At 66.8% G+C, this 26,914-nt stretch carries 22 protein-coding genes; 15 read left to right on the forward strand and 7 right to left on the reverse strand.

Annotated features, from left to right (window positions below; genetic code table 11):
• The first annotated feature begins 161 nt into the window (after nucleotides 1-161).
• From M2428_RS11790 to M2428_RS11805, 4 genes are all read left to right on the forward strand, one after another.
• Nucleotides 162-632: a YbjQ family protein gene (locus M2428_RS11790; protein ID WP_277526143.1), complete on the forward strand. Its 471-nt coding sequence runs from the start codon at nucleotides 162-164 to the stop codon at nucleotides 630-632.
• 66 nt (nucleotides 633-698) lie between these two features.
• Entirely contained in the window at nucleotides 699-1,406 is a 708-nt protein-coding gene (locus tag M2428_RS11795) for a TetR/AcrR family transcriptional regulator (RefSeq protein WP_277526144.1), read from the forward strand.
• 1 nt (nucleotide 1,407) lies between these two features.
• The gene (locus M2428_RS11800; protein ID WP_277526145.1) at nucleotides 1,408-3,951 is read left to right on the forward strand and encodes an MMPL family transporter; all 2,544 of its coding nucleotides are present in this window, start codon (nucleotides 1,408-1,410) and stop codon (nucleotides 3,949-3,951) included.
• A gap of 222 nt (nucleotides 3,952-4,173) precedes the next feature.
• On the forward strand, nucleotides 4,174-4,749 hold the full coding sequence (locus tag M2428_RS11805; RefSeq protein WP_277526146.1) for a hypothetical protein: 576 nt from the start codon (nucleotides 4,174-4,176) through the stop codon (nucleotides 4,747-4,749).
• A 186-nt stretch (nucleotides 4,750-4,935) separates the two neighbouring features.
• Here M2428_RS11805 and M2428_RS11810 read toward each other — a convergent pair whose 3' ends face one another.
• Nucleotides 4,936-6,603, reverse strand: coding sequence for an HNH endonuclease signature motif containing protein (locus M2428_RS11810; RefSeq protein WP_277526147.1), 1,668 nt, complete (start codon nucleotides 6,601-6,603; stop codon nucleotides 4,936-4,938).
• A 202-nt stretch (nucleotides 6,604-6,805) separates the two neighbouring features.
• On the opposite strand from M2428_RS11810, the gene M2428_RS11815 reads away from it, so the two are divergent.
• From M2428_RS11815 to M2428_RS11825, 3 genes are all read left to right on the forward strand, one after another.
• Entirely contained in the window at nucleotides 6,806-7,522 is a 717-nt protein-coding gene (locus tag M2428_RS11815; protein ID WP_277526148.1) for a nucleoside triphosphate pyrophosphatase, read from the forward strand.
• 190 nt (nucleotides 7,523-7,712) lie between these two features.
• Nucleotides 7,713-9,533 (forward strand): biotin carboxylase N-terminal domain-containing protein, encoded by a 1,821-nt coding sequence (locus tag M2428_RS11820; protein WP_277526232.1) that lies wholly within the window; start codon nucleotides 7,713-7,715, stop codon nucleotides 9,531-9,533.
• 86 nt (nucleotides 9,534-9,619) lie between these two features.
• Entirely contained in the window at nucleotides 9,620-10,351 is a 732-nt protein-coding gene (locus tag M2428_RS11825; protein ID WP_277526149.1) for a glutamine amidotransferase, read from the forward strand.
• 129 nt (nucleotides 10,352-10,480) lie between these two features.
• Here the strand turns inward: M2428_RS11825 and M2428_RS11830 are convergent, their stop codons facing one another.
• Nucleotides 10,481-11,893, reverse strand: coding sequence for an MFS transporter (locus M2428_RS11830; protein ID WP_277526150.1), 1,413 nt, complete (start codon nucleotides 11,891-11,893; stop codon nucleotides 10,481-10,483).
• Nucleotides 11,894-12,211: 318 nt separating this feature from the next.
• On the opposite strand from M2428_RS11830, the gene M2428_RS11835 reads away from it, so the two are divergent.
• The 3 genes from M2428_RS11835 to M2428_RS11845 are packed head-to-tail and all read left to right on the forward strand — an operon-like array spanning nucleotide 12,212 to nucleotide 17,422.
• Entirely contained in the window at nucleotides 12,212-13,600 is a 1,389-nt protein-coding gene (locus M2428_RS11835) for an MFS transporter (RefSeq protein ID WP_277526233.1), read from the forward strand.
• A 1-nt stretch (nucleotide 13,601) separates the two neighbouring features.
• Nucleotides 13,602-15,866, forward strand: a complete 2,265-nt coding sequence (locus tag M2428_RS11840; protein WP_277526151.1) for a molybdopterin oxidoreductase family protein — start codon at nucleotides 13,602-13,604, stop codon at nucleotides 15,864-15,866.
• Nucleotides 15,863-17,422, forward strand: coding sequence for an FAD-dependent oxidoreductase (locus M2428_RS11845; RefSeq protein WP_277526152.1), 1,560 nt, complete (start codon nucleotides 15,863-15,865; stop codon nucleotides 17,420-17,422). Before M2428_RS11840 ends, M2428_RS11845 begins: the two co-directional genes overlap by 4 nt.
• A gap of 714 nt (nucleotides 17,423-18,136) precedes the next feature.
• On the opposite strand, the gene M2428_RS11850 is transcribed toward M2428_RS11845, so the two are convergent.
• Nucleotides 18,137-18,442 carry a hypothetical protein gene (locus M2428_RS11850; protein ID WP_277526153.1) on the reverse strand — a complete coding sequence of 102 codons (306 nt, stop codon included), beginning with the start codon at nucleotides 18,440-18,442 and terminating at the stop codon, nucleotides 18,137-18,139.
• A gap of 294 nt (nucleotides 18,443-18,736) precedes the next feature.
• The gene (locus M2428_RS11855; RefSeq protein ID WP_277526154.1) at nucleotides 18,737-19,744 is read right to left on the reverse strand and encodes an EamA family transporter; all 1,008 of its coding nucleotides are present in this window, start codon (nucleotides 19,742-19,744) and stop codon (nucleotides 18,737-18,739) included.
• A 73-nt stretch (nucleotides 19,745-19,817) separates the two neighbouring features.
• Between M2428_RS11855 and M2428_RS11860 the strand changes: the two genes are divergently transcribed.
• From M2428_RS11860 to M2428_RS11870, 3 genes are all read left to right on the forward strand, one after another.
• Nucleotides 19,818-20,726, forward strand: a complete 909-nt coding sequence (locus M2428_RS11860) for a LysR family transcriptional regulator (RefSeq protein ID WP_277526155.1) — start codon at nucleotides 19,818-19,820, stop codon at nucleotides 20,724-20,726.
• A gap of 251 nt (nucleotides 20,727-20,977) precedes the next feature.
• On the forward strand, nucleotides 20,978-21,610 hold the full coding sequence (locus tag M2428_RS11865) for a hypothetical protein (RefSeq protein WP_277526156.1): 633 nt from the start codon (nucleotides 20,978-20,980) through the stop codon (nucleotides 21,608-21,610).
• Nucleotides 21,611-21,678: 68 nt separating this feature from the next.
• Nucleotides 21,679-22,371, forward strand: a complete 693-nt coding sequence (locus tag M2428_RS11870; RefSeq protein ID WP_277526157.1) for a hypothetical protein — start codon at nucleotides 21,679-21,681, stop codon at nucleotides 22,369-22,371.
• Nucleotides 22,372-22,393: 22 nt separating this feature from the next.
• Here M2428_RS11870 and M2428_RS11875 read toward each other — a convergent pair whose 3' ends face one another.
• On the reverse strand, nucleotides 22,394-23,026 hold the full coding sequence (locus tag M2428_RS11875; RefSeq protein WP_346780744.1) for a flavodoxin domain-containing protein: 633 nt from the start codon (nucleotides 23,024-23,026) through the stop codon (nucleotides 22,394-22,396).
• 126 nt (nucleotides 23,027-23,152) lie between these two features.
• Here M2428_RS11875 and M2428_RS11880 point away from each other — a divergent pair, with 126 nt between their 5' ends.
• Nucleotides 23,153-23,701: a hypothetical protein gene (locus tag M2428_RS11880; RefSeq protein WP_277526158.1), complete on the forward strand. Its 549-nt coding sequence runs from the start codon at nucleotides 23,153-23,155 to the stop codon at nucleotides 23,699-23,701.
• A gap of 110 nt (nucleotides 23,702-23,811) precedes the next feature.
• Here M2428_RS11880 and M2428_RS11885 read toward each other — a convergent pair whose 3' ends face one another.
• Together M2428_RS11885 and M2428_RS11890 are read right to left on the reverse strand one after the other, a co-directional pair.
• Nucleotides 23,812-24,537 (reverse strand): hypothetical protein, encoded by a 726-nt coding sequence (locus M2428_RS11885; RefSeq protein ID WP_277526159.1) that lies wholly within the window; start codon nucleotides 24,535-24,537, stop codon nucleotides 23,812-23,814.
• Nucleotides 24,538-24,571: 34 nt separating this feature from the next.
• Entirely contained in the window at nucleotides 24,572-25,987 is a 1,416-nt protein-coding gene (locus tag M2428_RS11890; RefSeq protein WP_277526160.1) for an NAD(P)H-quinone dehydrogenase, read from the reverse strand.
• 108 nt (nucleotides 25,988-26,095) lie between these two features.
• On the opposite strand from M2428_RS11890, the gene M2428_RS11895 reads away from it, so the two are divergent.
• Nucleotides 26,096-26,914 carry a purine-nucleoside phosphorylase gene (locus tag M2428_RS11895; protein WP_090576752.1) on the forward strand — a complete coding sequence of 273 codons (819 nt, stop codon included), beginning with the start codon at nucleotides 26,096-26,098 and terminating at the stop codon, nucleotides 26,912-26,914.

Genomic DNA, 26,914 nt, shown 5'->3' on the forward strand with positions numbered 1-26,914 from the left:
GATGGTTCTTCCGGGGAAGTCTGCTCCGCGAGCACCTCCAGTCTGCACCAGCCCCAGCAGAGATAGCTGTTTCCCAGCTTTCGCTTTGCTGTGAATCCGGCAGGGATACTGTGCCGCCTGGCACCCGCCGTGCGGGCGGCAAAAGTGGATAGGCTCTGGGCATGCTGATCGTGACATCGAATGACATTCCGGGCCACCGGATCGACGCCGTCTTTGGTGAGGTCATGGGCCTAACCGTCCGCTCCCGGGACATCACCGCCCAGGTCATGGCCGGCTTCCGTTCCTTGGGCGGCGGTGAGGTGCTGGAAATGACGCGGGCACTCTACGACAGCCGGCAGGATGTCATGGCCCGGATGGTGGCCGAGGCCGAGCAGCGCGGCGCCAACGCCATCATCGCCATGCGCTTCGACACTTCAGCGATCGGGCAGAATTGGACGGAAATCTGCGCCTACGGCACGGCCGTTTTTGCCATTCCCCTGACTCAGGACGAGCCCGGAGCCACGGGCCAGTCGATCTATCTGACCAATTCCGGCGGCACGGCGACTTCCGGGGGCCTGACCAATTCCGGCGTTACGGGCAATTCGGGGGGCAAGGCCACCTCCGGCGGCACGGCGCCCCAGCTCAAGCCCTGATTCCGCCTTGCCGGACCCTCTCCAAAATACTTGCGCAGAGTGCAAACATGCACGTAGTGTAAGCGCGTGCCCTCCTCACCATCTCCTTCCGCCGCCTACGTTGCCCCGTCCGGCGGATCCGGCGCCGCACCGACGTCGCGCCGCGAACTAAACAAGGCCGCCACCCGGCAGGCCATCACGGACGCTGCCATGGACTTGCTCCGCACGCGGGGTCCCGGAAACTTCACAGTGGAGGACATCGCCGAGGCAGCTGGCATATCCCGCCGCACGTTTTTCAACTACTTCGCCAGCACCGAGGTGGTCATTGCCTCGGTGACCCACGGATTCCTGGACAAGGCGCTCCAGCAGTTCCGGCTCCGCCCGGCAGGCGAGCCCATCCTGGAATCTGCGCGGGCGGCCCTGGTTGAACTGGCCGACCCCATGACAGTGGCTCCCATGGCCGAGCTGTACAGCATGGGCCAGGCCAACCCCATGCTCAGCCGTTCTGAACTGGAAGCCTGGGACCATTGCACCGTTGAAATCATCGACGCCGCCCGGGAGCGCTTCGCCCGGGTCTCCGGCGTCGAGATCGACGAACTGTACCTCCGCGCCCTCGCGGGCTCCATCATCTCCTGCGGTAAGGCCGCCATGGATGTCTGGTTCGCCCGGTGCGGCGGCGACCTCAGTCCGGCCTCCCTGTCCATCCTGCGCCAGCTCCTCATCGATTCCATGAGCCTCCTCGGTTCCGGTTTCGCATCCCACTCCCCCGCCACCCCTTCCCCAGATCGGCACTGACATGGCCCTGTTGCTCTACCGTCTCGGTAAGTTCTCCTACCGCCACCGCTGGCTCGTCATTTCCCTCTGGCTCGCCGTCCTGGTGGCCGTCGGCGGTGCAGCGGCGGCCTTCCACGGCACCATGTCCAACAACTTCCAGATCCCCGGCACTGAAACCCAGCAGATGGCGGACAAGCTGAAGCGGGAACTGCCCAAGTCCTCCGGCGGCTCGGCCGGCATCGTGTTCGAGTCGAACGACGGCCAGTTCACCCAGGCCGGCAAGGACGCGGTCTCGGCTGCCCTGGCCAAGCTGAAAGCCCTACCCGACGTCCAGGGCACCGTGGACCCGTTCGCCACCCAGGCCCAGCTGGACAAAGCCGTCGCGGACCTTGCCGCCGGCGAGCAGCAGGCTTCCGCGGGCAAGGCGCAGCTGGACGCGTCGGCCGCCCGGCTGGCCGCGGGCAAGTCCCAGCTGGCTGCGGCAGAGCAGCAGATGACCGCGGCCGGCATGTCCGCTGAGGCCATCGACGCCCAGCTCGGCCAGCAGAAGGCTGCCCTCACCGCCGGCCAGGAAAAGTTCGACGCCGGGACCAAGGAACTCGAGGCCGGCGCGGCCAAGCTCGCCCTCGCCAAACGCCAGCTTGAGGCCTCGCAGGGCATGCGGTTCGTTTCCGAGGACGGCACGGCGGCGATCGCACAGGTCCAGTTCAAGACCTCGATCAACGGGCTGGCCCCCGCGGTGCGCCAGCAAGTCCAGGACATCGCCCACGAAGTCTCTTCTGCGGGAGTCACCGCCCTGGCCAGCAAGGAAATCACCGAGGACGTCTCGGAGCTGTTCGGCATCTCCGAGATCCTCGGCATCGCCATCGCGGCCTTGGTGCTCATCGTCATGTTGGGAACGCTCATCGCCGCCGGGCTCCCCCTGCTGATGGCCCTGGTCGGTGTGGCAGTGGGCGTCGGCGGCACCTTCGCCCTCAGCGGCGCCATCGACATGAGTTCCATCTCCCCGATGCTGGCCCTCATGCTGGGCCTCGCCGTCGGCATCGATTACTCGCTCTTCATCGTCAACAGGCACCGCGGCCAGCTTCTGGCCGGCATGGATGGGGAGGAATCCGTGGCCCTCGCCACCGGCACCTCCGGCAACGCGGTGCTGTTCGCGGGCCTGACGGTCATCATCGCCCTCGCGGCCCTCGTCATTCCGGGACTCCCCTTCCTGGCCGTCATGGGCCTGTCCGCCGCCGCAACGGTGGCAGTCGCCGTCGTCGTCGCCCTGACCCTTACCCCGGCCGTGCTGTCCCTGATCGGCCCCAGACTCATTTCCCGCCGCGTCTGGGCCAAGGCGGAGAAGCACAACGCCGCTCCCGGCCATGAGAGGGAGGACCGTGCGCGCGACGAACGCCGCAGCACCCGCGGCTGGGGCGGCCTCGTCACCCGCCACCCCATCCTGGCGCTGCTGGCCGGTGTCCTGCTGCTGGGCATCGTGGCGCTGCCGGCCAGCCAGTTGCGGCTCGCTCTGCCCGACGGCGGGTCCGAGCCCGTTGAGTCGCAGGCCTTCAAGGCCTACGACGTCACCGGCCGCAGCTTCGGCGAAGGCATGACAGGCCCGATCGTGGTGGTGGGCGACTTCCCCGCCGGCCTCAGCGAGGACGAAGCCACGGCAAAGCAGCTCGACGTCGCCGACATCCTCCGCGGCACGGCCAACGTGACGGCCGCAGTTCCGGTGGCCTTGAGCGAGGACCGCCGCACCGCGGTGTTCCAGGTCATTCCCAAGGAGGGCCCTGCCAGCGCCAGTACGGTCAAGGTGGTCTCCGCGCTGCGCGCCGAAAAGGACCGCATCAAGGACTCCACCGGTGTCAGCATCGGCCTCACAGGTCAGACGGCCGGCAACGTCGACGTCTCCACAAAGCTTGGCGACGCCCTACCCCCGTACCTGGGCATCGTGGTCGGACTGTCGCTGATCCTGCTGCTGCTCGTGTTCCGCTCGATCGTGGTGCCGCTGCTGGCCACTGGCGGCTTCCTGCTCTCGCTGGCGGCCGCCTTCGGAGCCGTCGTGGCGGTCTACCAGTGGGGCTGGCTGGGGAGCGTGTTCGGGGTCGAAAACCCGGGCGCCGTGCTGAGCTTCCTGCCGATCATCCTGATCGGTGTGCTGTTCGGCCTGGCCATGGACTATCAGGTGTTCATTACCTCCGGCATGCGCGAGTCATTCATGCACGGGGAATCGGCCAAGCATGCGGTCCGCACTGGCTTCAGCCATGCCGCATCCGTGGTCACCGCCGCAGCCATCATCATGGTCAGCGTCTTTGCCGGCTTCATCTTCTCGCACCTGAACATGGTCCGGCCGCTGGGCTTCGCGATGGCCTTCGGTGTCTTGGTGGACGCCTTTGTGGTCCGCATGACGATCGTCCCGGCCGTGATGTACCTGCTCGGCGACAAGTCGTGGTGGCTGCCCCGCTGGCTGGACCGAATCCTGCCGGACGTCGACGTCGAGGGCGCCAAGCTCCGGCCCGCGGCATCAGCCACCTCATCCGAAAGCGAGCCCGAGCCAGAGGGGGTCGGCGCGCGCTGACACTCACAGCCTGCTTGTGAGTCGCCCTAAAGCCGAGTTGTCCTGAAGCCGCCCGCTGATCATTCTGATCGGCGGGCGGCTTTTTTGTGCGCGCAATTCGGGACGGGTTGGGGGTGCGTTCGCCGCCGGTTTTCTCAGCAGCATCGCCACAGGTCAACGACGAACTTTGCTCACTGGCTTCTGCCATCAGGACAGAAAAGCAGCCCCTGTAGGATCTCCGGCATGGAAACTTTCCTCTGGCCAGGCTGTGAGGCCAATCAAGATGAGACCAAGGTCGTCGTGCTTGTGCCAGGTGCGGGGTACAAGGTCGAATCTCCTCTTCTTTACTGGCCTGCAGAACAGTTGAGAGACCGCGGCTGGCAGGTTCGGGCAATTCGCTGGACCGCCGACGATGAACCTGGGGATGACCCCCACGGGTTCGCCGCTCGTGCGGTTCAGCAGGCGTTCGCCGAGGCGCCGCCCGCCGACCATCGACTCATCGTGGCCAAGTCGTTTGGCACGTTCTCTATTCCCTGGGCGGAAGAGGCTCAAGTGCCAGCTGTTTGGCTCACCCCTATCCTCACGGATGACGTCATTCGGCGAACGCTTACTGAAACTCGTAAGCCGGACCTGCTCATTGGCGGATCCAAAGACAAGTTATGGACAACCGATGCGTTGTCAGAGACGGCAGCTACGTTCGTTGACATTCTGAACGCCAATCACTCGTTGGAAGTCCCGAACGACTGGCGTGCCTCCTTGGCCGCTCACGTTCAGGTGTTCACTGCCATTGAGCGATTCCTGACCAGCACTCTCGCCTGACTGTCCCAGTTCCTTCATCGGCAGAAAGTGCTGCTCAACCCCCGTCAAGCCTCCCTGCATCTGGGACGGCGTGACGTTCGCGCTGCGGCCCCTTGGATTGCAGACTTGTCGGTCGTACTGACCCGTCGAACGTCCCATGAAATCAACCCCACTTTCAGTTGCGACTTTGGTGAGAACCCGCGCCGCTCAGGCCGCCGATGAACCTGGGGGCCGCACACGCTTGAGCGTCTTCCCGTGGTGGCCCTCGTCGCGGCGCCGACGGCGGGACACCGCGCTCGCTTCGCCGGTAGGCGATCCGGGCAGGGGTGGCGCGGTGGAGCGGTAGGTGTGGCCCGTGGGGGTGGTGAGTTCCATGGTGTGCCGCTGTCCGGGCGTGGATCTGGTTTCGTCCCCTGATGTGGGGTCTGACTCGTGTGCAGTCACGGCTCGCGCTCCCCAGCCGGGGGTTTCTTTGGTGTGGTTGCAGGCTTCGCAGAGGCCGGCGCCGTTGGTGCTGGTGGTGGGTCCGCCGTGGTGCCAGGGGATGATGTGGTCCAAGTGGCGGATCGGGGCGTCGCAGTAGGGCGTGCGGCAGGTGTCGTCCCTGGCCTGGATGAAGCGGCGGAGCCCGTGCGGGAAGATCCGGGCCCGGGAGTCCATCGCGACTAGCTCGCCGGTGCCCGGGTGGGTGTAGAGCCGGCGGAGGAAGACGCCGAAAGCGGTTTCATCGGCACCGGACGCGTCACTGGGTCTATTGGGGCTGCCGGGTCCCGGGGATCTGCCGGGTGTGCCGCCAGGTTTAGGGGGACCGCCGGCTGCACCGCCAGGTTCAGGAGGACCGGCTGTTGACTGGGCGGATTCCTGTGAGCCACTTTGTCCGGGTGAACCGACGCCGACGGTGCTGTCGTTGGCCTTGGTGCCGGTGATGAGGGCGCGGGCCCAGCCGGCGGGGACGGTGCCGTAGCCGGGGATCCGGGCCGGCTCACTGTCGCCCTGGAAAAGGGTACGGTCGGTCATGACGACCTGGATCTCCACCCCGGTGATCCCGCCCGGGGTTCCGGTGCAGCGGTCCACGAGGGTGTCGGCCATGGCCTGTCCGCGGCCCCTCGGGTCCCCGGCGGCCCGCAGGGTGTCGGCGTGCCGGCCCAGCGCGGTATACACGCCCACGCCGGCGGTCATCGGGAGCAGGGCGGTCAGATAGCACATGGTGTCCGGGGCCGGGCGGAGGCTGACATACCGCTCGGACACGGCGGGCGCGGCGCGTTCGGTGACGGTGCGCGGGTCCAGCCGGTACGCGGCGGCCCGGGCGGTGGCCACCAGCCGCCGGTCCCCGGCCCCGGCCAGTGCCCCGGTGTCGGGCGCGAGGTCCGCGTCCACGGCGGCCCGGTCCGCGGCGGTCAGGCACGCGGTCTCGCGCACGAGCAGGGTGGCGCGCCATTCGTTCAGCTGCCCGGACTCGAGCGCGGCGAGGGTGTGCGGCATCTCCGTCACGAGCGCTTTCGCGAGGCCCAGGAGCCGGCCGCCCCTGGCCGGGGACTCGCGCCGGGCCAGGGCGAGCTGCGCACCGACCCCGGCACCGCGTTTCTCCGCGGGGATTCCGAGCATTGTTTGTTCGCGGCGCTGGGAGGCATCAAAGGAGACCGCGATCCGGGCCTGCAGGGCCGCCGATGCCGACTTCACGTCCTCGAGTACCCGGAGCTGGTCGATCATCCCCGCGCTGTCCGTGGCCGGACGGATCGCGGACACCATGCGGACCAGGTCCTCGACGGCCGCCGCCACGGTCACCGGCCCGGACGCCGCACCGCCCCCGGCCCGGCCGAAACCGGTGCCGCCGCCTCCTGCCGGAACCACTTCGGGCCCCTGATTGCCGTCCATAGGTCCACTCTCCTCCGGGGGTCTGACATTCTGGGGTCACGCAAAGAGGCTTCAACCGTCGCGGACCCTGGATTAGCGGACGTCACCCGGGATGAGAGGCTGCGCCCCGAACATTCCGGCAATCCGCCAAGAAAACGCCGGTCGCAACGAGTGAACCCAACGCAACGGTCCCCCTCTGGACCGGGTCAACTAGGCTGGAACGGTGACCCGCCTCATTCTTGCCTCCCAGTCCCCCGCCCGCACCAAGCTGCTCAGCCACGCCGGCATCCGGCACGAGGTCCTCGTCTCGGATGTGGACGAGGACGCCGTCCAGGCCCGCTACGGCGTGACGGATCCGCATGACACCGCCCTGCTCCTCGCCCGGGCCAAGGCCGAGGCCGTCGCTTCACTGCCCGAGGCGGACGGCGCACTCGTGATCGGCTGCGACTCGGTCTTCGAATTCGACGGGGAGGCCCATGGCAAGCCGTACACGGCCGACGTCGCCCGCGAACGCATGCTCCGCATGAGCGGCAGCATGGGCGTCCTCCACACGGGCCACTGGCTCGTCGACTGCCGCGACACAGAAAGCGACACGGACGGCGACCCTGACGACGAAGGAACCGACACCGACGGCGGCGTCACCGCACGCGGCACCGGCGCCACCCTGGGCTCGGTTTCCTCCGCCGAGGTGCACTTCATGGAGATGAGCACCGAGGAAATCGAAACCTACATCGCCACCGGCGAGCCACTCCAGTGCGCCGGCTCCTTCACGATCGACGGCTACGGCGGGGCGTTCATCCGCAAGGTCGACGGCGATCCCCACACCGTCGTCGGGCTCTCCATCTCCACCCTGCGCGCGCTGCTTGGACAGGCAAATGTGAGCATCACCGAGCTCTGGACCGGCGGGGCCGTAGACCCAGCGGACGTCCGAGCCGAGTAAAGACCGAGCGAGAGTCGAGTGGGTCCGGAGTGAGCCAATTGGCCGTCCTTTGTGGCAACCCTACAAAGGAAGGGCCGTATACGCGCGGAATCCGCAAGTAATATCGGCGGAACCCTCAAAACCGCGCTAGGCTCCCTGAAGGAAAGAAGGAGACGCCTTGTCAGCAAATTCGGAGCAGTCCGCACCCACCGTGCCGGGATCAACACAGTCATCTACAGCCGCGGGCACCCGTCGGCTGACCAAGGTGCTGATCGCCAACCGCGGAGAAATTGCGGTGCGCATCATCCGCGCCGCCCGCGATGAAGGCATCGCCTCGGTGGCTGTCTACGCCGACCCCGACCGCGACGCGCTGCACGCCCGGCTCGCCGACGAGGCCTACGCACTCGGTGGCAACACCGCCGCGGAGTCTTACCTCGTGATGGACAAGATCATCGACGTCGCCCGCCAGTCCGGCGCGGACGGCATCCACCCCGGATACGGGTTCCTGGCCGAGAACGCCGAGTTCGCCGCCAAGGTGATCGATGCAGGCATCACATGGATCGGGCCCTCCCCCGAAGCGATCTCGGCCTTGGGCGACAAGGTCCAGGCCCGCCACATCGCCGAGAAAGTCGGCGCCCCGCAGGTCCCCGGCACCGCAGACCCAGTCGAATCCGCCGAGGAAATCCTCGAGTTCGTGGACAAGTTCGGCCTGCCGGTCGCCATCAAGGCGGCCTTCGGGGGCGGCGGACGCGGCATCAAGGTGGCCCGCACCCGCGAGGAAATCCCCGAACTCTTTGAATCCGCCGTGCGCGAGGCCACCGCCGCCTTCGGCCGCGGTGAATGCTTCATCGAGCGCTTCCTGGACGCCCCGCGGCACGTCGAGACCCAGTGCCTCGCCGACGCCCACGGCAACGTCGTGGTGGTCTCCACCCGCGACTGCTCGCTTCAGCGTCGCAACCAGAAGCTCGTCGAAGAAGCCCCGGCCCCGTTCCTCACCGAAGAGCAGAACCGCCGGCTCTACGAATCCTCCAAGGCAATCCTCAAGGAAGCCGGCTACCTCGGCGCCGGCACCTGCGAATTCCTGGTCGGCCAGGACGGCACCATCTCCTTCCTCGAGGTCAACACCCGCCTTCAGGTGGAGCACTGCGTCTCCGAGGAAGTCACCGGAATCGACCTCGTCCGCGAGCAGTTCCGGCTGGCCTGCGGCGAGGAGCTCGGCTACGGCGACCCGGAAGTCCGCGGCCACTCGATCGAATTCCGCATCACCGGCGAGGACCCGGGCCGGAACTTCATGCCCGCCCCGGGCACCATCACGCTCCTGAAGAACCCCACGGGCCCCGGCGTCCGCATCGATTCCGGCGTGGAGCAGGGCGATGTCATCAGCGGCAACTTCGACTCCATGCTCTCCAAGCTGATCGTTACCGGCGCCACCCGCACCCAGGCCCTGCAGCGGTCCCGGCGGGCGCTTGAGGAAATGGTGGTGGAAGGCATCCCCACCGTCATCCCATTCGACCTAGCCGTTGTTACCAACCCCGATTTCGCACCGGCCGACGGCGCGTTCAAGGTGCACACCCGTTGGATCGAGACCGCCTTCGTCAACGACATTCCTGCCTGGACCCCCACCGGCACCGAGGCTGAAGCGGCCGACGCCGGCGACCGCCAGCGCGTCGTCGTCGAGGTCGGCGGCAAACGCCTGGAAGTCGTGCTGCCGGCGTCGCTGGGCTCGGTCAGCAACACGGGCGGCTCCAAGCCCGCCAAGGTCAAGAAGCGCTCCCGCGGCGGCAGCGCAGCCGTGGCCGCGAGCGGCAACGCCCTGACCTCCCCCATGCAGGGGACCATCGTGAAGGTGGCCGTGGCCGAAGGTGACACGGTCGCCGAGGGCGATCTCGTCGTCGTGCTCGAAGCGATGAAGATGGAGCAGCCGCTCACCGCCCACCGCGCCGGGATCGTGATCGGCCTCGCCGCAGCGGCCGGCGAGACTGTGGCCGCAGGCGCCGTGATCGCCATGATCGAGGACGGCGACGCACAGTAAGCGACAGCGACGGCCGGAGTTTATGACGCTGCCGGTCGCGGGCGCGCCTCTGGCGCCCCCGTGACCGGCCGGTAGAGACTTGGAGTGTGAAGCCCTTCCTGCTCCTCGCCTCGCGCGCGGAAGACACCGCTGCCGAGGACGAATACCGCGCCTATCTTCGCTACTGCGGGCTCAAGCCGGAGCAGTTGCACCGCATCCGGATGGAAGCCGTCCCGCTGCCTGACCTGGAACTGTCCGACTATTCAGGCGTCATTGTGGGCGGCAGTCCCTTCACCTCCAGCGACCCGGCCGAGCACAAGAGCGCCGCCCAGCACCGGGTAGAGCGCGAACTCGCCGGGCTGCTGGACAGGATTGTGACCGAGGACTTCCCGTTCCTCGGCGCCTGCTACGGCGTCGGCACGCTCGGACTGCACCAGGGCGCCGTGATCGACCGGACGTATGGTGAAGGGCTCGGCGGCGTAACCATCAAACTGACGGCGGAAGGGCTGCAGGATCCCCTTTTGCGCGGACTGCCGGAGAGCTTCACGGCGTTCACCGGCCACAAGGAAGCCTGCACCGTCCTGCCCGCCCACGCGGTGCTCCTGGCGAGCTCGGCCGCCTGCCCGGTGCACATGTTCCGGATCAAGACCAACCTGTACGCCACCCAGTTCCACCCTGAGCTCGATGCCGAAGGGCTCGTGACAAGGATCGATATCTACCGCCACGCCGGCTACTTCCCGCCCGAATCGGCCGAAATGCTCATGGAAGACGCCCGGCGGTTCACCGCGACGGAACCGATGAAAATCCTGCGGAACTTCGTGGAGCGCTACGCGAGCTAAACCCCTGCCGCCTCCCCGCCCGCCTGCCCCGCCCCGCGTTCGGTCCCGGTTGCTTTCCGGCCGACACGGAAATGCCCGGTGCGTTCGAGGAACACACCGGGCATTTCTGTCAGCAACTGGGCTGGAGCGTCAGGCTACGTTGTTCTCGTAATCAAGATCGCGCGTTTCCTTGCTCACGAACAAGGCAATCAGCGTCAGCACGGCCATAGCGGCGAGGTAGACACCGACCAGCGCCGGGCTGCCCTTGCCCACTTCCCAGAGCCAGACAGCGATGAACGGAGCCACCGCCGCACCCAGGATGCTGGAGAAGTTGTAGCTGATGGCCGAGCCGGTGTACCGGACGTTCGTCGGGAACAGCTCCGGCAGCAGCGCACCCATGGGGCCGAACGTCAGGCCCATGAGGGAGAATCCGATGATCAGCAGCGCCATCGTGCCCACGAATCCGGCGCTGAACAGCGGGACGAACAGCAGGCCGAAGGCCAAGATGCCCGCGGTCACGGTGATGAGCATCTTGCGGCGGCCGAACTTCTCGGCCAGGGGACCGGAGACCAGGGTGAAGATGCCGAAGAACACGACGCCGACAATCAGCATCCAGAGGAAGTCGTTGCGCGTGTACCCCAGACCTGGGACGAACGCGGCGGCCGCGGCCTCGGTCATCGGCTTGCCCGCCTTCTCGGCTGCGGCCTTGGCGGCATCCAGGCTGGAGGCGCGGGTTCCGTAGGTCAGCGTGAACGTTGTCATCAGGTAGAAGAGCACGTACGTGGCGAGCATGATGAACGTACCCAGGATCAGGTGGCGCCAGCTGGACTTGAAGACCCGGGCGAGAGGCAGCTTGGCGACCTCATTGGATTCGATGACCTTGGTGAACGCGGGAGTTTCGATCAACTTGAGCCGGACGTAGAGGCCGATGATCACCATGACAGCGCTGAGCAGGAACGGCACGCGCCAGCCCCATTCCATGAAGGCCGTCGGCGACAGCGTGTAGCTGAAGACCAGGAAGATCACATTGGCGATGATGAAGCCGATCGGGGCCCCCAACTGCGGGAAGGTGCCGTAGATGGCGCGCTTGTTCGCGGGGGCATTCTCGGTGGCCAGCAGTGCCGCACCACTCCATTCGCCACCGAGGGCCAGGCCCTGGAAGAAGCGCATGACGACCAGGAGGGCCGGAGCCCAGAATTCCCAGCCTTCCACCTTCGCCGTCGGCAGGCAGCCGATCAGGAAGGTGGCAATGCCCATCGTCAGCAGCGAGGCCACGAGGGTGCCCTTGCGGCCGAACTTGTCCCCGAAGTGGCCGAAGACCACGGATCCGAGCGGGCGGGCGATGAAGGCCACGCCGAATACGGCGAACGAGCTGAGCAGCTGGGCGGTTTCGTTCTGCGCCGGGAAGAACAAGGAGGGGAAGACCAGTACGGCAGCGGTGGCGTACACGTAGAAGTCATAGAACTCGACGGTGGTGCCGATCAGGCTGGCGACAATCACGCGGCCGCGCGAATTCACCTGCTTGGTGGACCCATGCTCCGCGGAGGTTGCAGTGGATGACATGTAGTAACGCTTTCATGAAGACCGGTCGGATGTTCCCCAAGAGCCCGATGCCCGGGGCCGCCGGCTAGGGATTCGTATACGTCTGATATTAGTTCCTACTGTCCAGTCAATGGACAAATGGTCCGTTATTTGGACGCCGTGTCGTTGCCTCACGTGGTGATCGTCACACCTACTCTCACACCGTCATAAAAGCCCCGATAGGCAAAAGTCACAGCGTGTTAATAAACCGCGACCGTCCCTGAAACGCGGCATCCCTACCTTTGAAGGACAACACCCCCCAAGGAGGTCTCCCAAGTGACTGCTGAACGCACCGCCGAAATCGGCACCGCAGATGCCAGTGCCGCCCGCACTGATGCCCTTACCCTCGACCACCGGCCCGGCCGCTGGATCGCCAACTGGGATGCAGAAAACAAGGACCAGTGGGAGTCCCAGGGCCGCTCCATTGCCCGGCGCAACCTGAACTGGTCCATCTTCGCCGAGTTCCTGGGCTTCGTGGTCTGGCAGCTCTGGTCGATTGTGGTGGTACAGCTCCCCGCGGCCGGCTTCACCTTCACCACCTCGGAAATCTTCTGGCTGATCTCCATGCCCAGCCTGGTGGGCGCCACGCTGCGGATCCCCTACACGTTCATGGTCCCCCGCTTCGGCGGCCGCAACTGGACCATCGTCTCGGCCCTGCTGCTGCTCATCCCCTCGATCGGGCTGGCCATGTGCGTCTCCAACCCGGAGACCCCGTTTGGCACCATGCTGTTCGTGGCCGCCCTCGCCGGCTTCGGCGGCGGCAACTTCGCCAGCTCGATGGCCAACATCACCTTCTTCTACCCGGCCCGCGAAAAGGGCTGGGCCCTGGGCCTGAACGCCGCCGGCGGCAACCTCGGTGCCGCCGTCGCACAGCTGGCCGTTCCGATTGCCATCACCCTCCTGGCCGCCGGCACCGTCAACCTGCCGGTGGCCGGCCTCATGTGGGTCCCGCTGATCCTGCTCGCCGCGTTCGGCGCCTGGAAGTACATGGACAACCTCACCAGCGCCAAGGGCGATGTTGCGGGCTCGCTCGCCGCGCTCAAGGAACCGCACCTGTGGATCATGGCGCTGCTGTACATCGGCACATTTGGCTCGTTCATCGGCTTCGCCGGTGTGTTCCCCAAGCTCATCAAGGACTACTTCCCGGCCTTCTCCTCGATCGGGGTCGGAACCGTAGCCCTGTCTCTCGCTTTCCTCGGCCCGCTGGTCGGCTCGTTGGCCCGCCCCTACGGCGGACGCATGGCGGACCGCATGGGCGGCGCCCGGATGACGGTTTCAGCCTTCGCTGCCATGGCCGTCATCACCCTGACCATGATCTGGACGCTGCCGCTGAAGAACTTCTGGCTGTTCCTGGGCCTGTTCCTGCTGCTCTTCACCGCCAGCGGCTTCGGAAACGGTGCCACCTATCGGATGATCCCCATCATCTTCGCCACCTCAAGCCGGGCAGCAAAGTCAGGTGCCAGCACGGTAACCACCCAGCGGCTCGCGTCCTCGGCCCTGGGCCTGGTCTCGGCCATCGGCGCCTATGGCGGATTCGTCATCCCGCAGGTGCTCAACGCCTCGAACTCCGCCAGCGGCTCCTACACCCCGGCGTTCTACGGATTCGTGGGGGCCTACGTCCTGATGCTCGCCGTCTGCTGGTTCTTCTACATCCGCAACGCCAACCGAAATGCGATGGGACACGTCTAACATGACCAAAAGCGCCGACACGCACTGCCCTTACTGCGCCCTGCAGTGCGCCATGACGCTCACATCCCCAGCGGCTCTGACCCCGGCTGTCCAGCCGGGGTCAGACCCCGTGGCGGAACAAACTGCACCCTCCGTCGCCCCGCCGCTCCTGACAGTCGCCGGACGCGATTTCCCCACCAACCGCGGCGGCCTGTGCCGCAAGGGCTGGACCTCCGCCTCACTGCTGAACCACACCGGCCGCGTCACAGAGCCGCTGCTGAGGGGCACCGACGGCGTCCACCGCCCGATCAGCTGGGACGAGGCCCTGACGCGGATCGTCGCCGCCGTGAAGGAGACCCGCGCCGGGCACGGGGGGGACGCCGTCGGCGTGTTCGGCGGCGGCGGCCTCACCAATGAGAAGGCCTACCAGCTGGGCAAGTTCGCCAGGCTGGCCCTGGGCACTTCGCGGATCGACTACAACGGCCGGTTCTGCATGTCCTCGGCCGCCGCGGCCGGCATGCGCGCATTCGGCCTGGACCGCGGGCTCCCGTTCCCGCTGGCAGACCTCGACACAGCCAGCACCATCCTGATGCTCGGCTCCAACGTGGCCGAAACCATGCCGCCCTTCGTCCAGCACCTCCAGGGTGCGCGCGACGCCGGCGGGCTGATCGTCGTCGACCCTCGCCGCTCCGCCACCGCGGCGTTCACGTCCGACGGCGGCGGCCTGCACCTGCAGCCGCTGCCCGGCACCGACCTCGCCCTGCTCCTGGGCATCTCCCACGCGGTGATCCACGAGGGCCTCGCCGACGCCGGGTACATCGCGGACCGGACCACCGGATACGAGGCCGTGGCCCGCAGCGTCGGAAGCTTCTGGCCGGAACGGGTCCAGTCGATCACCGGCGTCCCCGCCGGACTGATCCGTGAAACCGCCCGGCGGCTGGCCGACGGCGCCGGCAAGGGCGGCAGCTATATCCTCACCGGCCGCGGCGTCGAACAGCACGTCGACGGCACTGACACCGCCACGGCCGCCATCAATCTCGCCCTCCTACTGGGCATGCCGGGCTCCGCACGCAGCGGCTACGGCACGCTCACCGGGCAGGGCAACGGCCAGGGCGGCCGCGAACACGGCCAGAAGGCGGACCAGCTCCCCGGCTACCGGAAGATCACCGATCCCGCCGCCCGCGCCCACATGGCAAAGGTCTGGGACGTGCCGGAAACCCTCATCCCGGGCCCGGGCCTCCCCGCCGTCGAACTCCTCAAGTCCCTTGGACAGCCAGACGGCGTCCGGTGCCTCTTCGTGCACGGCGCCAACGTGGCGGTGTCCGCCCCGGATGCCAACGCCGTGATCGCGGGCCTGCGCAGCCTGGACTTCCTGGTGGTGTGCGACTTCTTCCTCTCCGAGACCGCTGCCGAGGCGGACCTGATCCTGCCGGTCACCCAGTGGGCCGAGGAAGAAGGAACCCTGACCAACCTCGAGGGCCGCGTGCTGCGCCGCCGCCGGGCCCTCACTCCCCCGCCCGGGGTCCGCAGCGAGCTGTGGATCATGACCCGGCTGGCCGAATTGCTGGATGCACCGTCCACGTTCAGCGAGGACCCGGAAACCGTGTTCGAGGAACTCCGGCTCGCGTCCTCCGGCGGCCTGGCCGACTATTCCGGGATCGACTACGCCATGCTGGACCGCGGCGAGGCCGCCTACTGGCCCTACCCCGCCGGAAGTGACGGAACGCCGCGGCTGTTCCTGGACGCCTTTGCCCATGCCGGCGGCCGTGCCGTGTTCACGGCGGTGACGCCCCGACGTCGTACGCCTTCTGCCGGCGCGGCCCCTGTGGCCGCAGCGTCCGCGGCGGACCGCGCCGGGACACCGATGACCCTGATTACCGGTCGCCTCATGGAGCACTACCAGTCCGGCGCGCAAACCCGACGGGTCGCTGCGCTGGCCGAAGCCCAGCCGGAGGCGCGGCTGCAGCTGCACCCCGCCGCGGCCGCCGCCCAGGGCATCGCCGACGGCGACTACGTCTCGATTTCCAACGAACGCGGCGTGGTCAGCTGCCGTGCCGAGCTGAGCACGGACATCCGGCCGGAGACGGTGTTCCTGCCGTTCCACTTCCCGGAACTTGAGAGCGCCAACCGGCTCACCGAGGCCGCCACGGACCCCATTTCCGGGATGCCCGAGTTCAAGACCAGCAAGGTGTGGATCCGCCCGGCGGTTTCCGGAGACGCTGTCTCCGGGGGCGCGGCCGGCAATCGCAGCGGTGTTCAAGTTCTTCAAGCAGAGGAGACCTCATGACTGAGCGGATTGTGGTGGTGGGCTTCGGGCCCGTCGCCGCGAGGCTGATCGACGAGTTGCTGCCGGCCGTGCGCAGCGGCATCGCGCACCTGACGGTGATCGGCGAAGAGTCCGAGGCGGCGTACAACCGCGTGCTGGTGGCCGATCTTGGCGTCGGCCGCACCACGCCGGCCGCCCTGGCCCTCGCCGACGCGGCAGCGCTGGTGGCCGACGGCGTCGATGTCCGGCTGGGCGTCCGCGTCCGCCGTGTGGACCGTGCCCGGCAGCGGGTTTTGCTAAGCGACGGCACCTCCCCCGGCTACGAGCGGCTCGTCTTCGCCACCGGTTCGCGCCCTGTCATCCCCAACCTCACGGGGCTCAACCCGGACCCGGCCGCACCGGTGCTGCCGCCGGGCGTGACCGCGCTGCGGGATCTCCGCGACGCGTCCGTACTCCACGCTGCCGTGGCAGGCGGCAAGCGGGTGGTGGTCCTGGGCGGCGGCGTGCTGGGCCTGGAGACGGCCCTCGCCGCGGCCGAGGAAGGCGCCACCGTGACCGTGGTGCACAACGGCCCGCATCCCCTGGGCCGGAACATCGACCGCGGCGGCGGCTCCGTACTCGCGGCCTCCTTGCGGAATTGCGGCGTGCGGATGGCCGGCAACGCCCGCTCCGTCGGCGTGGAGCACAACGCGCCCGACGGCGGTTTCTCGGCCCTGCTCCTCGATGACGGCTCCGCGATCGACGGCGACCTCCTGGTGCTCTCCTGCGGTGTCCGGCCACGGACCGAACTGGCGGAAGGCTGCGGGCTCTCCACCGCCGCCGGGATCCTGGTGGACCACAAGCTCCGCGCCCACCACGAGCCCCACATTTTTGCGATCGGCGACTGCGCCGAGGTCCGCTGCCCGGATCCCGAGTGCGTTCAGTGCCGGACCGCACGCGGCCCGTCCGGGCTGGTGGGGCCTGGCTGGCGGCAGGCCGAATGGCTCGCCGACTATCTGACCCTGTTGGCGTCCGGCGCCGACGCGGAGGCCGAGGCCTTGCCGCCCCTTCCCGCGGAACTGCCGGGCGTGATCGTGCTCAAGGCCCGTGGCATGAACATGGCCGTGGCCGGGGATGTTTCCGCCGACCCGTGGGACGAGGAAGCCCTGACCGCCGGGGCCGTGAACGGCCGGGCCAGGCTGCAGATCGCCCAGTGGGCCGATCCCGAGCACGGCCGCTACGTCAAGATGACCACCCGCGCCGGCGTGCTCGAAGGCCTCGTGTCCGTGGGTATGCCGCGCACCTCAGCCGAACTGGTGCAGCTGTTCGAACGCGGCGCCGAACTGCCCGCGGACCGCTCGCTGCTGCTGCGCCTGGACGGGCCGGACCAGGCCGCCGCGGCGGGATCCGTGGACCCTTCCCGGACGGTCTGCCGGTGCGCGGGCGTCAGCGGCACGGCCATTGCTTCTGCTGTTACGGAGGGCTGCGGTACCGTGCCCGAGGTATCCGCGGCAACCCGCGCCGGCACGGGCTGCGGCGGCTGCCACGACGACATCAAGGGGATCATTGAGGCCCACTTTCAGGGGGCCGTTGCCTAGGCGGAAGTGAAGCTTCATCACGCACTCCCGGAGTAGGTTGAGTCCCGAAACTTCCCGCTACAGAGTTGATGCTCTATGAGCCGAGCACCAAGGATGCCATACTTCGGGCACCGGCAGTCGCAAGTCACCCCGTATCCTCTTTCGGACTTGTTTACGTGGAGGTGGAAGTGGAGCACCCAAGTTCCGGACTTCAATTCTTGGTCGGAGCACTAGCTTGCTCGGCTTTCCTCCTCAGCGGTTGCGACGCTTCCGCACCCGACGTCGGTGACACCGGATCGTCTTCACCGAAGGTGAGTGGCACCCGATCGTCTGCATCCGCGGTTGAGGACATCGGAACGTGGGAACTACTCAACTCCACGGAGGTCACCTCGTTTTCCACCACCCTCCGGTTGGGGGTGACGCGACTGGAGTGCGCAAGTGGCGTAACCGGCACTGTGCTGGATCCCCGAGTGCGGGTCGAACAGGAGCGGATCGTGATCCGGACCGATGTCGAACCCTTATGACCTGGGGGATATACCTGCCAAGGAAACGACGCGGTGCCGGTGACGGTCGAATTGAACGAACCGATCGGGAAACGCGAACTCGTCGATGCAGCATGTTTGGGGGGCCGTGCAGTCAACACGGCTCCATGTACGGACAACGGTGTGCGTTGGCGCCCCTGACCCCGAAGAAGCACTCGCTCCAGCCCGCGAATGCCGCCCAGCCCGCGGGGTCCTACTGCGCTGCGTTGTCGAACTTCTCCTGCCACTGGGCATGCTCGCGCCCCGCGTCCAGCCGGCGGTTCGCAGTCCACCTGGGCAGATATTCGGGCGCGGGCAACTCGCGGGCAGGCTTGGGCCTGGACTTGGGCACAGGCCGGGTCTGAACGGGCTTCCGGGGGTAATTCGGCTTCGGGTCGGCCAGCGTCCAGTTGATCACGGCGCGCATGATGAGGACGAGCACCCACAGGCCGAGCCCAGCCAAGATGTATTGCCAAAACACGACCAGTATCAAGATGGCCAACAGCACGAAAATAAACATGGCGACATTATGCATATGCGACACGGCCGAAGGTAGGGGCCTTACTCCCTGATCGCCCGCACGGGAGTTGTCGTCCGCGTGGTCCTACCCTGGATGCTTGGGGTCTTTACCGCGCTCCCGCCAGCACTCATCCCGTTGCCACAATGTGAACCGAGTTAACCAGGTACCAGGAACGATGGTGCCCACGGCAAGAACTGCGAGCTTTACCCATACCCACGGCTCGGAGTCGATAGGTAGGAAGGTTAGGGTGGCCAAGGCCAAGGCCAACGCATAGGAAACGAGTCGCGCGTTATGTCAGTTCTCGGACGGTTTTCCACTGGCTGATCCCTGCAGTCGCTGAAGGTTTGGTTCGTCGGCGTCTGCGACCCGCAAGCCACTGGCCGAAGCGGGGCCCAAAACTGGCGGCAATGCGGGGCCCTGTCGTTGAATCCGCCCACCGCTTCTGGTGAGCACCGCCGTCGCCACTCCTCCCAGCAGGAGCAGTCCGCCAGCCACTTCCGTGGCCGAGGGCACCTCCCGCAGGGCCAGCCACGCGGCACTCATCCCCACGACCGGCACCAGCAGCGTGAAAGGGACCACGGCCGACGGCGAGTATTTCGCGAGCAGCCGGTTCCAGATCCCGTAGCCCACCAGCGAAGCGAAAACCGCAGTGTATAGCGCGCTCAGGACAGTGGCGGGCTGGAGGTCTCCGATCGTTGCGGTGATGGCACCGGGACCATCGATGATCAGTGAAAGTCCGGCGAGCGGGAGCGGGACCACCGCACCCGACCAGACCACCAGCCCCAGCCCCGACGCCGCCTTGGCTTTGCGTGCAACTACGTTGCCCACGGCCCAAGAAAGCGCCGCGGCGAGCACAATGAGGAACGGAAGTAGCGGGGCAACGGCACTGCGGCCCACCGCTACTACCGCCAGGCCGGCGACGCCAAGTACGACGCCGGCCAACTGACGCCCGCTGGGCCGCTCGCCAAGGAACACGCCGGCCAACAGAACCGTAAGCAGAACCTGCGCCTGTAGTACCAGGGAGGCCAGACCAGCCGGCATGCCCAGCGCCATGGCCAGGTACAGCAGCCCGAACTGGCCGGCGCTCATAAAGAGTCCGACGCCGATAATTGCTGCCCAGCTGACATCGGGCTTGCGCACAAAGAAAATCCAGGGGAAGACCACCAGGACAAACCTCATCGCCACGAACAGCAACGGCGGAACGTCGCGTCCGTTGATGTGGAGGCCCAAGTCGATGGCCACGAAGTTTAGGCCCCACAAGACAGCGACGAGGGTAGCAAGCAAGGAATGGCGAAGGTTCACGCTCCTCACCCTGACAGAAAGGAGAATGAAGCACCAGCGTTGATTCATACCGCATAGCATGTACGTTTGCTTCATGATAGACATCGGAGCGCTCCGTGCGCTGGCAGCGATCGAGCACCATGGTTCCGTCATTGCAGCATCAGAGGTGATGGGCTTCAGCCCGTCGGCGGTATCGCAGCAGATCAAGAAGCTGGAAAAGCAGACCGGCTTTTCGGTCCTGGAGCGGCATGGCCGAGGGGTGCTGCTGACTGAACGCGGACTTGCCTTGGCCGCTTATGGGCGCCGCATTCTCGCCGAACTGGAAGAACTCCAGTCCACGCTCCTGGCCGATCCCGCCAAACCCTATGGCCGCTTGAAGGTGGTGTCCTTCTCCACCGCGTGCCGGGGGCTGGTGGGGCCGATGCTGGGCATGCTCGCTTCCTCCGGAACTGATCTGGACGTCACCGTGCTGGCTGAGGACCCACGTGAAGCGGTGGCACGTGTAGCCGGCGGGGAAGCCGACCTCGGCATCGTCCACGACTGGAACTCCGTCCCGCTTGTGATTCCAGAGCACGTGATGCTCGAGTGGCTTTGCGATGACATCGCGGATCTTCTGGTTCACCGCAACCATCCCCTGGCAGGAAGGGCGGAGGTGGAAGCTGCCGATATGGTTGATGAGCGCTGGATCAGCACCCCGCACGGCGCCATCTGCAACGAGGCTCTATTGCGGATTTTTGCCGACTTGGGCCGTGTCCCGGATATCCAGGTCTACGATCCGGACTTCGCAACCCACATCGCGCTGGTGGAGCAAGGGGCCGTGGTGGCGCTCGTGCCTCGTCTCGGCAGGCCCGCACTGCCCGCGGATGTGGTCGCTGTACCGGTGGTCAATCCCGTGCCGGCTCGTCACGTGGGGATGGTGCACCGCAGGACCATGGCCGAAAGCCCGGGCATTCAGCACCTTGCCGGCCTCCTGCGCAAGATTGCAGGCACAGCTGCGCGCTAGAGGCGCCCTCGGCGCAAAGCAACAAGCGTCCTCTCCGCATCACCACCGGAGACTCTGACGGCCGAGCATCAGAAAGCCCAGAAGCCCGGCTCCGGACGTGCCCTGACGGCCGAAAAGGAACCTTCGTCGGACGGCGCCACAGACCACCCGTCAACCCAGTCCAACGGGAAGCGGGCCTTTCTCCCCTTGGCACGGCCGCTGGGGCGGGGATGCAATGAACGTAGGCTCCGTTCGTCAGCAGGAGGCATCCCATGAACGTCCCGATCATTTTGGCGCTCGGCGCGATCGTTATGTTCGCCGTCGTCGTGGTTATGACGCGCGACAAGGATCCGCAGCAGCGGGCCACGGTGCTGCTGCGCACCGGGGCAGCCATCATGGCGGTGTTCACGGTCCTCGCGGGAATCGTCATTGTCGGCGACTCACTGCAGAACCCCGGCGGAACTGCCGCGATGCTGATTACCCTGGCTTGGGTGGTGCCGATGCTCATCCTAGCGGTCTCGGCGTGGTTCTGGCCGCCGGCAACCGCTCCCCTGCTGCTCGCCCTGTCTTCCGCCTTCATCGCCGCCTGCGTCTGGCTGGCCTTCGACCCTGAGGCCCTGCGCAGCTTCGTCAGCGAGAACGGACCCATCATCGCCGTCAGCGTCGTCGCGCTTGCCTTCCCGGCCGCCATACTCGGCCTGAAGCGAACCGCGCTGGCCGGCTGGCTGCTCGTAGCCCTAGGCGTGCTGCCGCTCGTGATCACCGTCATCGCAAGGTCCGGCCCGGTCGGATCGATCGTCGCTGCAAGCGTGGTCCCCCTGATCGCGGGGGTCGGCTACCTCCTCTCCGACCGGATGGCCCACGGCAGCACGGCATCCGGGAAGCATCAGGCAACTGCCGCCTGAAAACGTCCGGTTACCCGGCCGCGTAACGCGAATCGGGCCGGAAACAAACGGCGGGTAGCATCGGGGGCATGGACGCCGACGACGACGACATCACCGAAGAACTGCTGGCCGACGCCGGGAAACTCACCGGACTGAGCCTGGAACTGCTCGGGCTCGATCCGCACCCGGACGACATGACGGCCGAGCAACGGCTCCAGTTTGATCCCGAGGACCTGGCCGAAATGGCCGCCGTCTCACCGCAGGACCGTCACATTGCCGTGCGCCAGACCCGCCTGCTGGCCGGGCTCCTGTGGAACTCGTCCAGCATCCTCATCGACCAGTTGTTCCGCGATCTCGGAACGCTCAGCACGCTTGACGTTCCCACGCCGGTCGACATCGCCGGCACCTCGGTCCTGTCCTCGCTGCCGCCTCAGTTCGCGGCCAGCTACGACGCGAAGTTCACCCAGAAGTTCGTCGTCGTCGCGGCCGACGTCACCGCGTCCCTGGTCCGGGGCTGGACCGCCCCCGGCTGCCTTGCAGCGGAACTGGCCGTCCGCTGCCTGCTCGACCAGGCGGAAATCACGGAGGACATCTACGAACTGGACCTTCCGGAGGACTGGCGGGCCGACGTCGAGGAAGTCCTGCTGGAAGATGCCGACAGTGAAGCGCTGTACTCCGACAACCTGGACGTTCTCGAGGACGACGCCGCAAAACTGGACTTCGAGCAGTGGTTCAAACCCTTCGCCCCCGGCGACACGGTTCCGCCCTACGCCTACTCCTGAGCCTTGAGCCTGCTTCTGGGCCCTATTTCTGACTGCCTGGCTTGGCCATCCACGCCAGATAGTCTTCGGTGAACCGCTGGACGCCGTCCCACTCGGTGTAGACATAGTCACGGGTGGTGTCTGTGTCCGGGGAGCCTTTATCCTTGGCGATCTTCTTCATCATGTGCCTCTTGATGAAGCCGTAATGGGTGTAGAGCAGCGCGCCGGCGAACAACCCGACGTGGGTGGGCCGCCACTCCGTGTCCTCCTCGAACTTCTGCACGTAGCCCTCGGCGTGTTCCTGGTCTCCGTGGGCGGCCATGCTGACGGACACCAGGGCGGAAGGCAGACGCTCGAGCTCAGCGCGGTTCTTCTTGACGAAGTCCGCGACGTACCCCTCGTGCTTCCCCACGTGCACCGAGGCCGCCACGATCACGCCGTCGTAGCCGCCCGGAAGGGTACCGCCGGAATGTTTGAGGTCCGCCGTCTCTGCCTGGTGCGCGTGCGCCCGGACTACCTCGGCGATGTAGTCGGCGATTTTTGCTGTTTGTCCTTCAACGGTTCCGTAGGCGATATAGATTTTGGCCATGTGCCATAGTGCCTCGGCCGACTGGGATGCGGTACGGCCGAAGGTCCCGCGGGCCTCCCCCAGCGGCGCGGCCCAAGAAATCCCCAAGGACCCGATGGTAACTGTTGACCCCGCGGTGAAGCCCGCCGTAGCGCAATCCGTAAGAGCGCATCAGCCGCTCATCTTGGCCTTAGCCATCCGCGGCCAGAGCTGGCCGCCGATCCCTGGAGAACCATGAAACGTCTCACCGTTCGCCGATTTATCCCAACTGCCCTGCTTGCCGCCGCGCTGCTCGCCGCATCGCCCGCAGCCATCGCCGCACCTCCCGAGAAGGGCGGCAACCCCCCGGACTTCCCGCCCGGAACTGTTGTGGATGCCGGACTGGGATGTGTCTTCCCGCTGCTTATTGAAGCGACCAATTCCAATGCGACTATCAAAACCTTCAAGGACAAGACCGGCGCGGTCGCCCGCGTGATCACAGCAGGTCGGGGCTACACGCTCACCTACACCCGACTCGATGCAAACGGGAACCGGGTGAAATCCCTGAATCTCCGGCCGACCGGCTCGGTTCAGAAGGTAGCAGTGGCCGCCGATGGCACCCAAACAATCACAGCAACGGGGACGAACGGACTCGTCCTGTTCCCCAATGACCTTCCCCTCGGCGCGGGGCCCTCAGCAGTCCAGTATCAGGGCCGCATCGTCTACACGATCTCACCCAGCGGCGTCTTCACGCTTCTCAGCACCTCCGGGACGAGGACAGATATCTGCGCGGCCGTGGCATAGTCGCTGACACGGGCAGATCAGGGCGAATGTCCGACGGTCATTCGCCCTGATCTGCCCGCACGATGGCCGCTCCCGGTATGAGCTTCAGGGCACCTGAGCCCGACGTCTGATCACTGCCCCGCGGCGGCGTGCGTGGCGGGGTCGAAGGGCTCGAACAAGACCGAGCCGATCATGAAGATGCCGCGCTGGGGGACCCAGAATTCCCCGAGCCGGTCCTGGACGGGCAGTGCCGACGTCTGTCCCAGGCTGTGACCCTGCAGATGCGCCTTGCTATCGCGGACAAACCACATCCGCCGTGGGCGCGCCAAATAAATTTGGCCGTTGGGCACGGCGCCCGTCAACCCGAGGTGCCCCGCCCCCAGCACCGGGCCGGCGACAGCCCCCATGGCGCGCAGGAACGTCCGGCTGCGCCACAGCCGCTCCGGAACGGCGCCGGACACCGCGGACATGAGCCGGGTGACCGGCGTCGCCGCCAGCGTCAAATCCCAGCTCAGGTCCACGCCGTCTCCGACCTCGACGCTGAAGGAATAGCCGTCACGCCACCGGATGGAGATCCCGCCCGTCGACGCCGAGCCAAGGGCGCTGCCGAAGTAGCGGGGGCAGGAGGTCCCGGGCTCGGTGGTGCTGTGAATCGTCCAGACGCCGGCAGGGTCGCGAATCCAGACCGAGATGTAGCCCGGGCCGACGGAAGATGCCGGAAAATGCCGAAAGGCCAGGACGTAGCCGGAGCTGAACGGAACGCCCATGACGGCGTACCCGGCAAAGCGTTCCTCCGGGCCGGAGGGCACCGCACAGTTCTGTTGCATCGGCTCAACAAGCGAGCGGGGACTCTGCATGGCTCCGGCCTCCGGTTTTGCTACATGTGAACTGTCACATGTGGACGTGGAGCCGCCGGGCCGCTTCGGAGATGGAGCCGCTCAGCGACGGGTACACGGTGAAGGTGCTGGCAATGTCGTCGACATGCAGTTTCTGCGTCACGGCGATCGAGATCGCGAAGATGAGCTCGGAGGCGTTCGGGCCCACCACCACCCCGCCGATGACGGTGCCCGAGCCCTTGCGGGCGAAGATCTTGATGAACCCGTCGCGGTGGTTGCGCATCTTGGCGCGGGCGTTGCTGCGCAGGGACAGCTTGATGATGTCGCCCTGGTATTTGCCGGAGTCGATCTCGGCCTCGGACACGCCCACGGAGGCGATCTCGGGCGAGGTGAAGATGTTGGATGCCACCTGGTGCAGCTTGATCGGCATGACGGCGTCGCCCAGGAAGTGGGCCACGGCGATCCGGCCCTGCATCGCCGCCACGGAGGCCAGGGCAAGGACGCCGGTGCAGTCGCCGGCAGCGTAGATGTTCGGCGCCGTGGTGCGCGAGACGCCGTCGACCTTGATGTGGCCGCTCTCGGTGAGCGCGACGCCGGCTTCCTCCAGGCCGATTCCGGCGGTGTTCGGGATGGAGCCGACGCAGACGAGGCAGTGGCTGCCGGTCACCTTGGAACCGTCGCCGAGGGTGACCACGACGCCGTCATCCGTGCGCTCCACGGTCTCGGCGCGGGCCCGGGAGAGGACCTTGAGTCCACGGCGTTCGAACACGCCCTCGAGGACCTCGGCGGCGTCGGTGTCCGAGCCCGGCAGCACGCGGTCGCGGCTGGAAATCAGGGTGACTTTGGAGCCCAGGCCGTTGTAGGCCGAGGCAAATTCTGCGCCCGTGACACCGGAACCCACCACGATCAGCTCTTCGGGGAGTTCGTCCATGTTGTAGATCTGGGCCCAGTTCAGGATGCGTTCGCCGTCCGGACGCGCGGTGGGCAGCTCGCGCGGGTGGGCGCCGACCGCCAGCAGGATGGTGTCGGCCTCCACCGTCTCGGTGCCGTCGGCGGTCAGGACCTCGATTGTGTGGTTGTCCAGCAGCTTGCCGGAGCCGATCACGATGCGGACGTTCTGGTGTTCCAGCCCGGCCTGGATGTCCTCGGACTGCTTCCGCGCCAGGCGGAGCAGGCGGTCATTGATGTGCTTAAGGTCCGCGCGCATCGCCGGGGCAAAGTCGCCGCCGTCGACGTCGAACTTGACGCCCAGCTCCCCCGCCTCAGCCATGCGGGTCATCAGGTCGGCCGTCGCGATCAGGGTTTTGGAGGGGACGACGTCGGTCAGCACCGCGGAGCCGCCGAGTCCCGCACGCTCGATGATGGTGACCTGCGCCCCCAGCGAGGCGGCGACCATGGCGGCTTCGTAGCCGCCAGGCCCTCCACCGAGAATTGCGATGCGGGGTGAGCTGAAGTCAGGATGCGTAGTCACAATCAACCATTGTCCACCATCCGAACCGGAGCCACCAAGAATCCGGGCCGCACGCTGGTCCAGCGGTGCATGCTGGGCAGCAGGCCCGGCGCACGATAACTTGTACCAGTGAGCTATACAGAATTCCTGAATGCAGACCCCTTCGACGCCGCCCGCGACGCCGCCGCCTACATCGCCGAAGAGACGGGCGTCGATTCCCATGACGTCGCGCTGGTCCTCGGATCGGGCTGGGGCGACGCCGCCGAGCTGATCGGCGAGACCACCGCCACCTTGTCCGCCGCCGAAATCCCCGGCTTCTCCGCACCGTCCGTGGTGGGCCACGTGGGCACCATCCGCTCGGTGCTGACCAAAGAGGGAAAGCGGGCCCTCGTCCTGGGCGCACGCACCCACTACTACGAGGGGAAGGGCGTCCGCTCTGTGGTTCACGGCGTGCGCACCGCCGCGGCCGCCGGCTGCAAGACCCTCGTGCTGACCAACGGCTGCGGCGGGCTCAACGAGAACTGGACGCCCGGCACCCCGGTGCTGATCAGCGACCACATCAACCTCACCGCCACCTCACCGCTGGAAGGCGCCACGTTCGTGGACCTGACGGACCTGTACTCCTCTCGGATCCGCGGCCTGGCCCGCGAAGTGGACCCGTCCCTGGACGAGGGCGTCTACGCCCAATTCACCGGCCCGCACTACGAGACGCCCGCCGAGGTGCAGTACGCCAAGCGGATCGGCGCCGATCTGGTGGGCATGTCCACGGCCCTGGAGGCCATCGCCGGGCGCCACGCCGGCATGGAGGTCTTCGGCATCTCGCTGGTGACCAACCTCGCCGCCGGGATCAGCCCGGTGCCGCTCAGCCACGGCGAGGTCCTTGAGGCCGGCCAGGCCGCCGGACCGCGGATTTCCAAGCTGCTCGCAGAGATCATCGCCAAGCTCTGA

Origin of the sequence: Arthrobacter sp. ES3-54 (assembly GCF_029504395.1) — a bacterium.
In the GTDB taxonomy this organism is placed as follows: domain Bacteria; phylum Actinomycetota; class Actinomycetes; order Actinomycetales; family Micrococcaceae; genus Arthrobacter.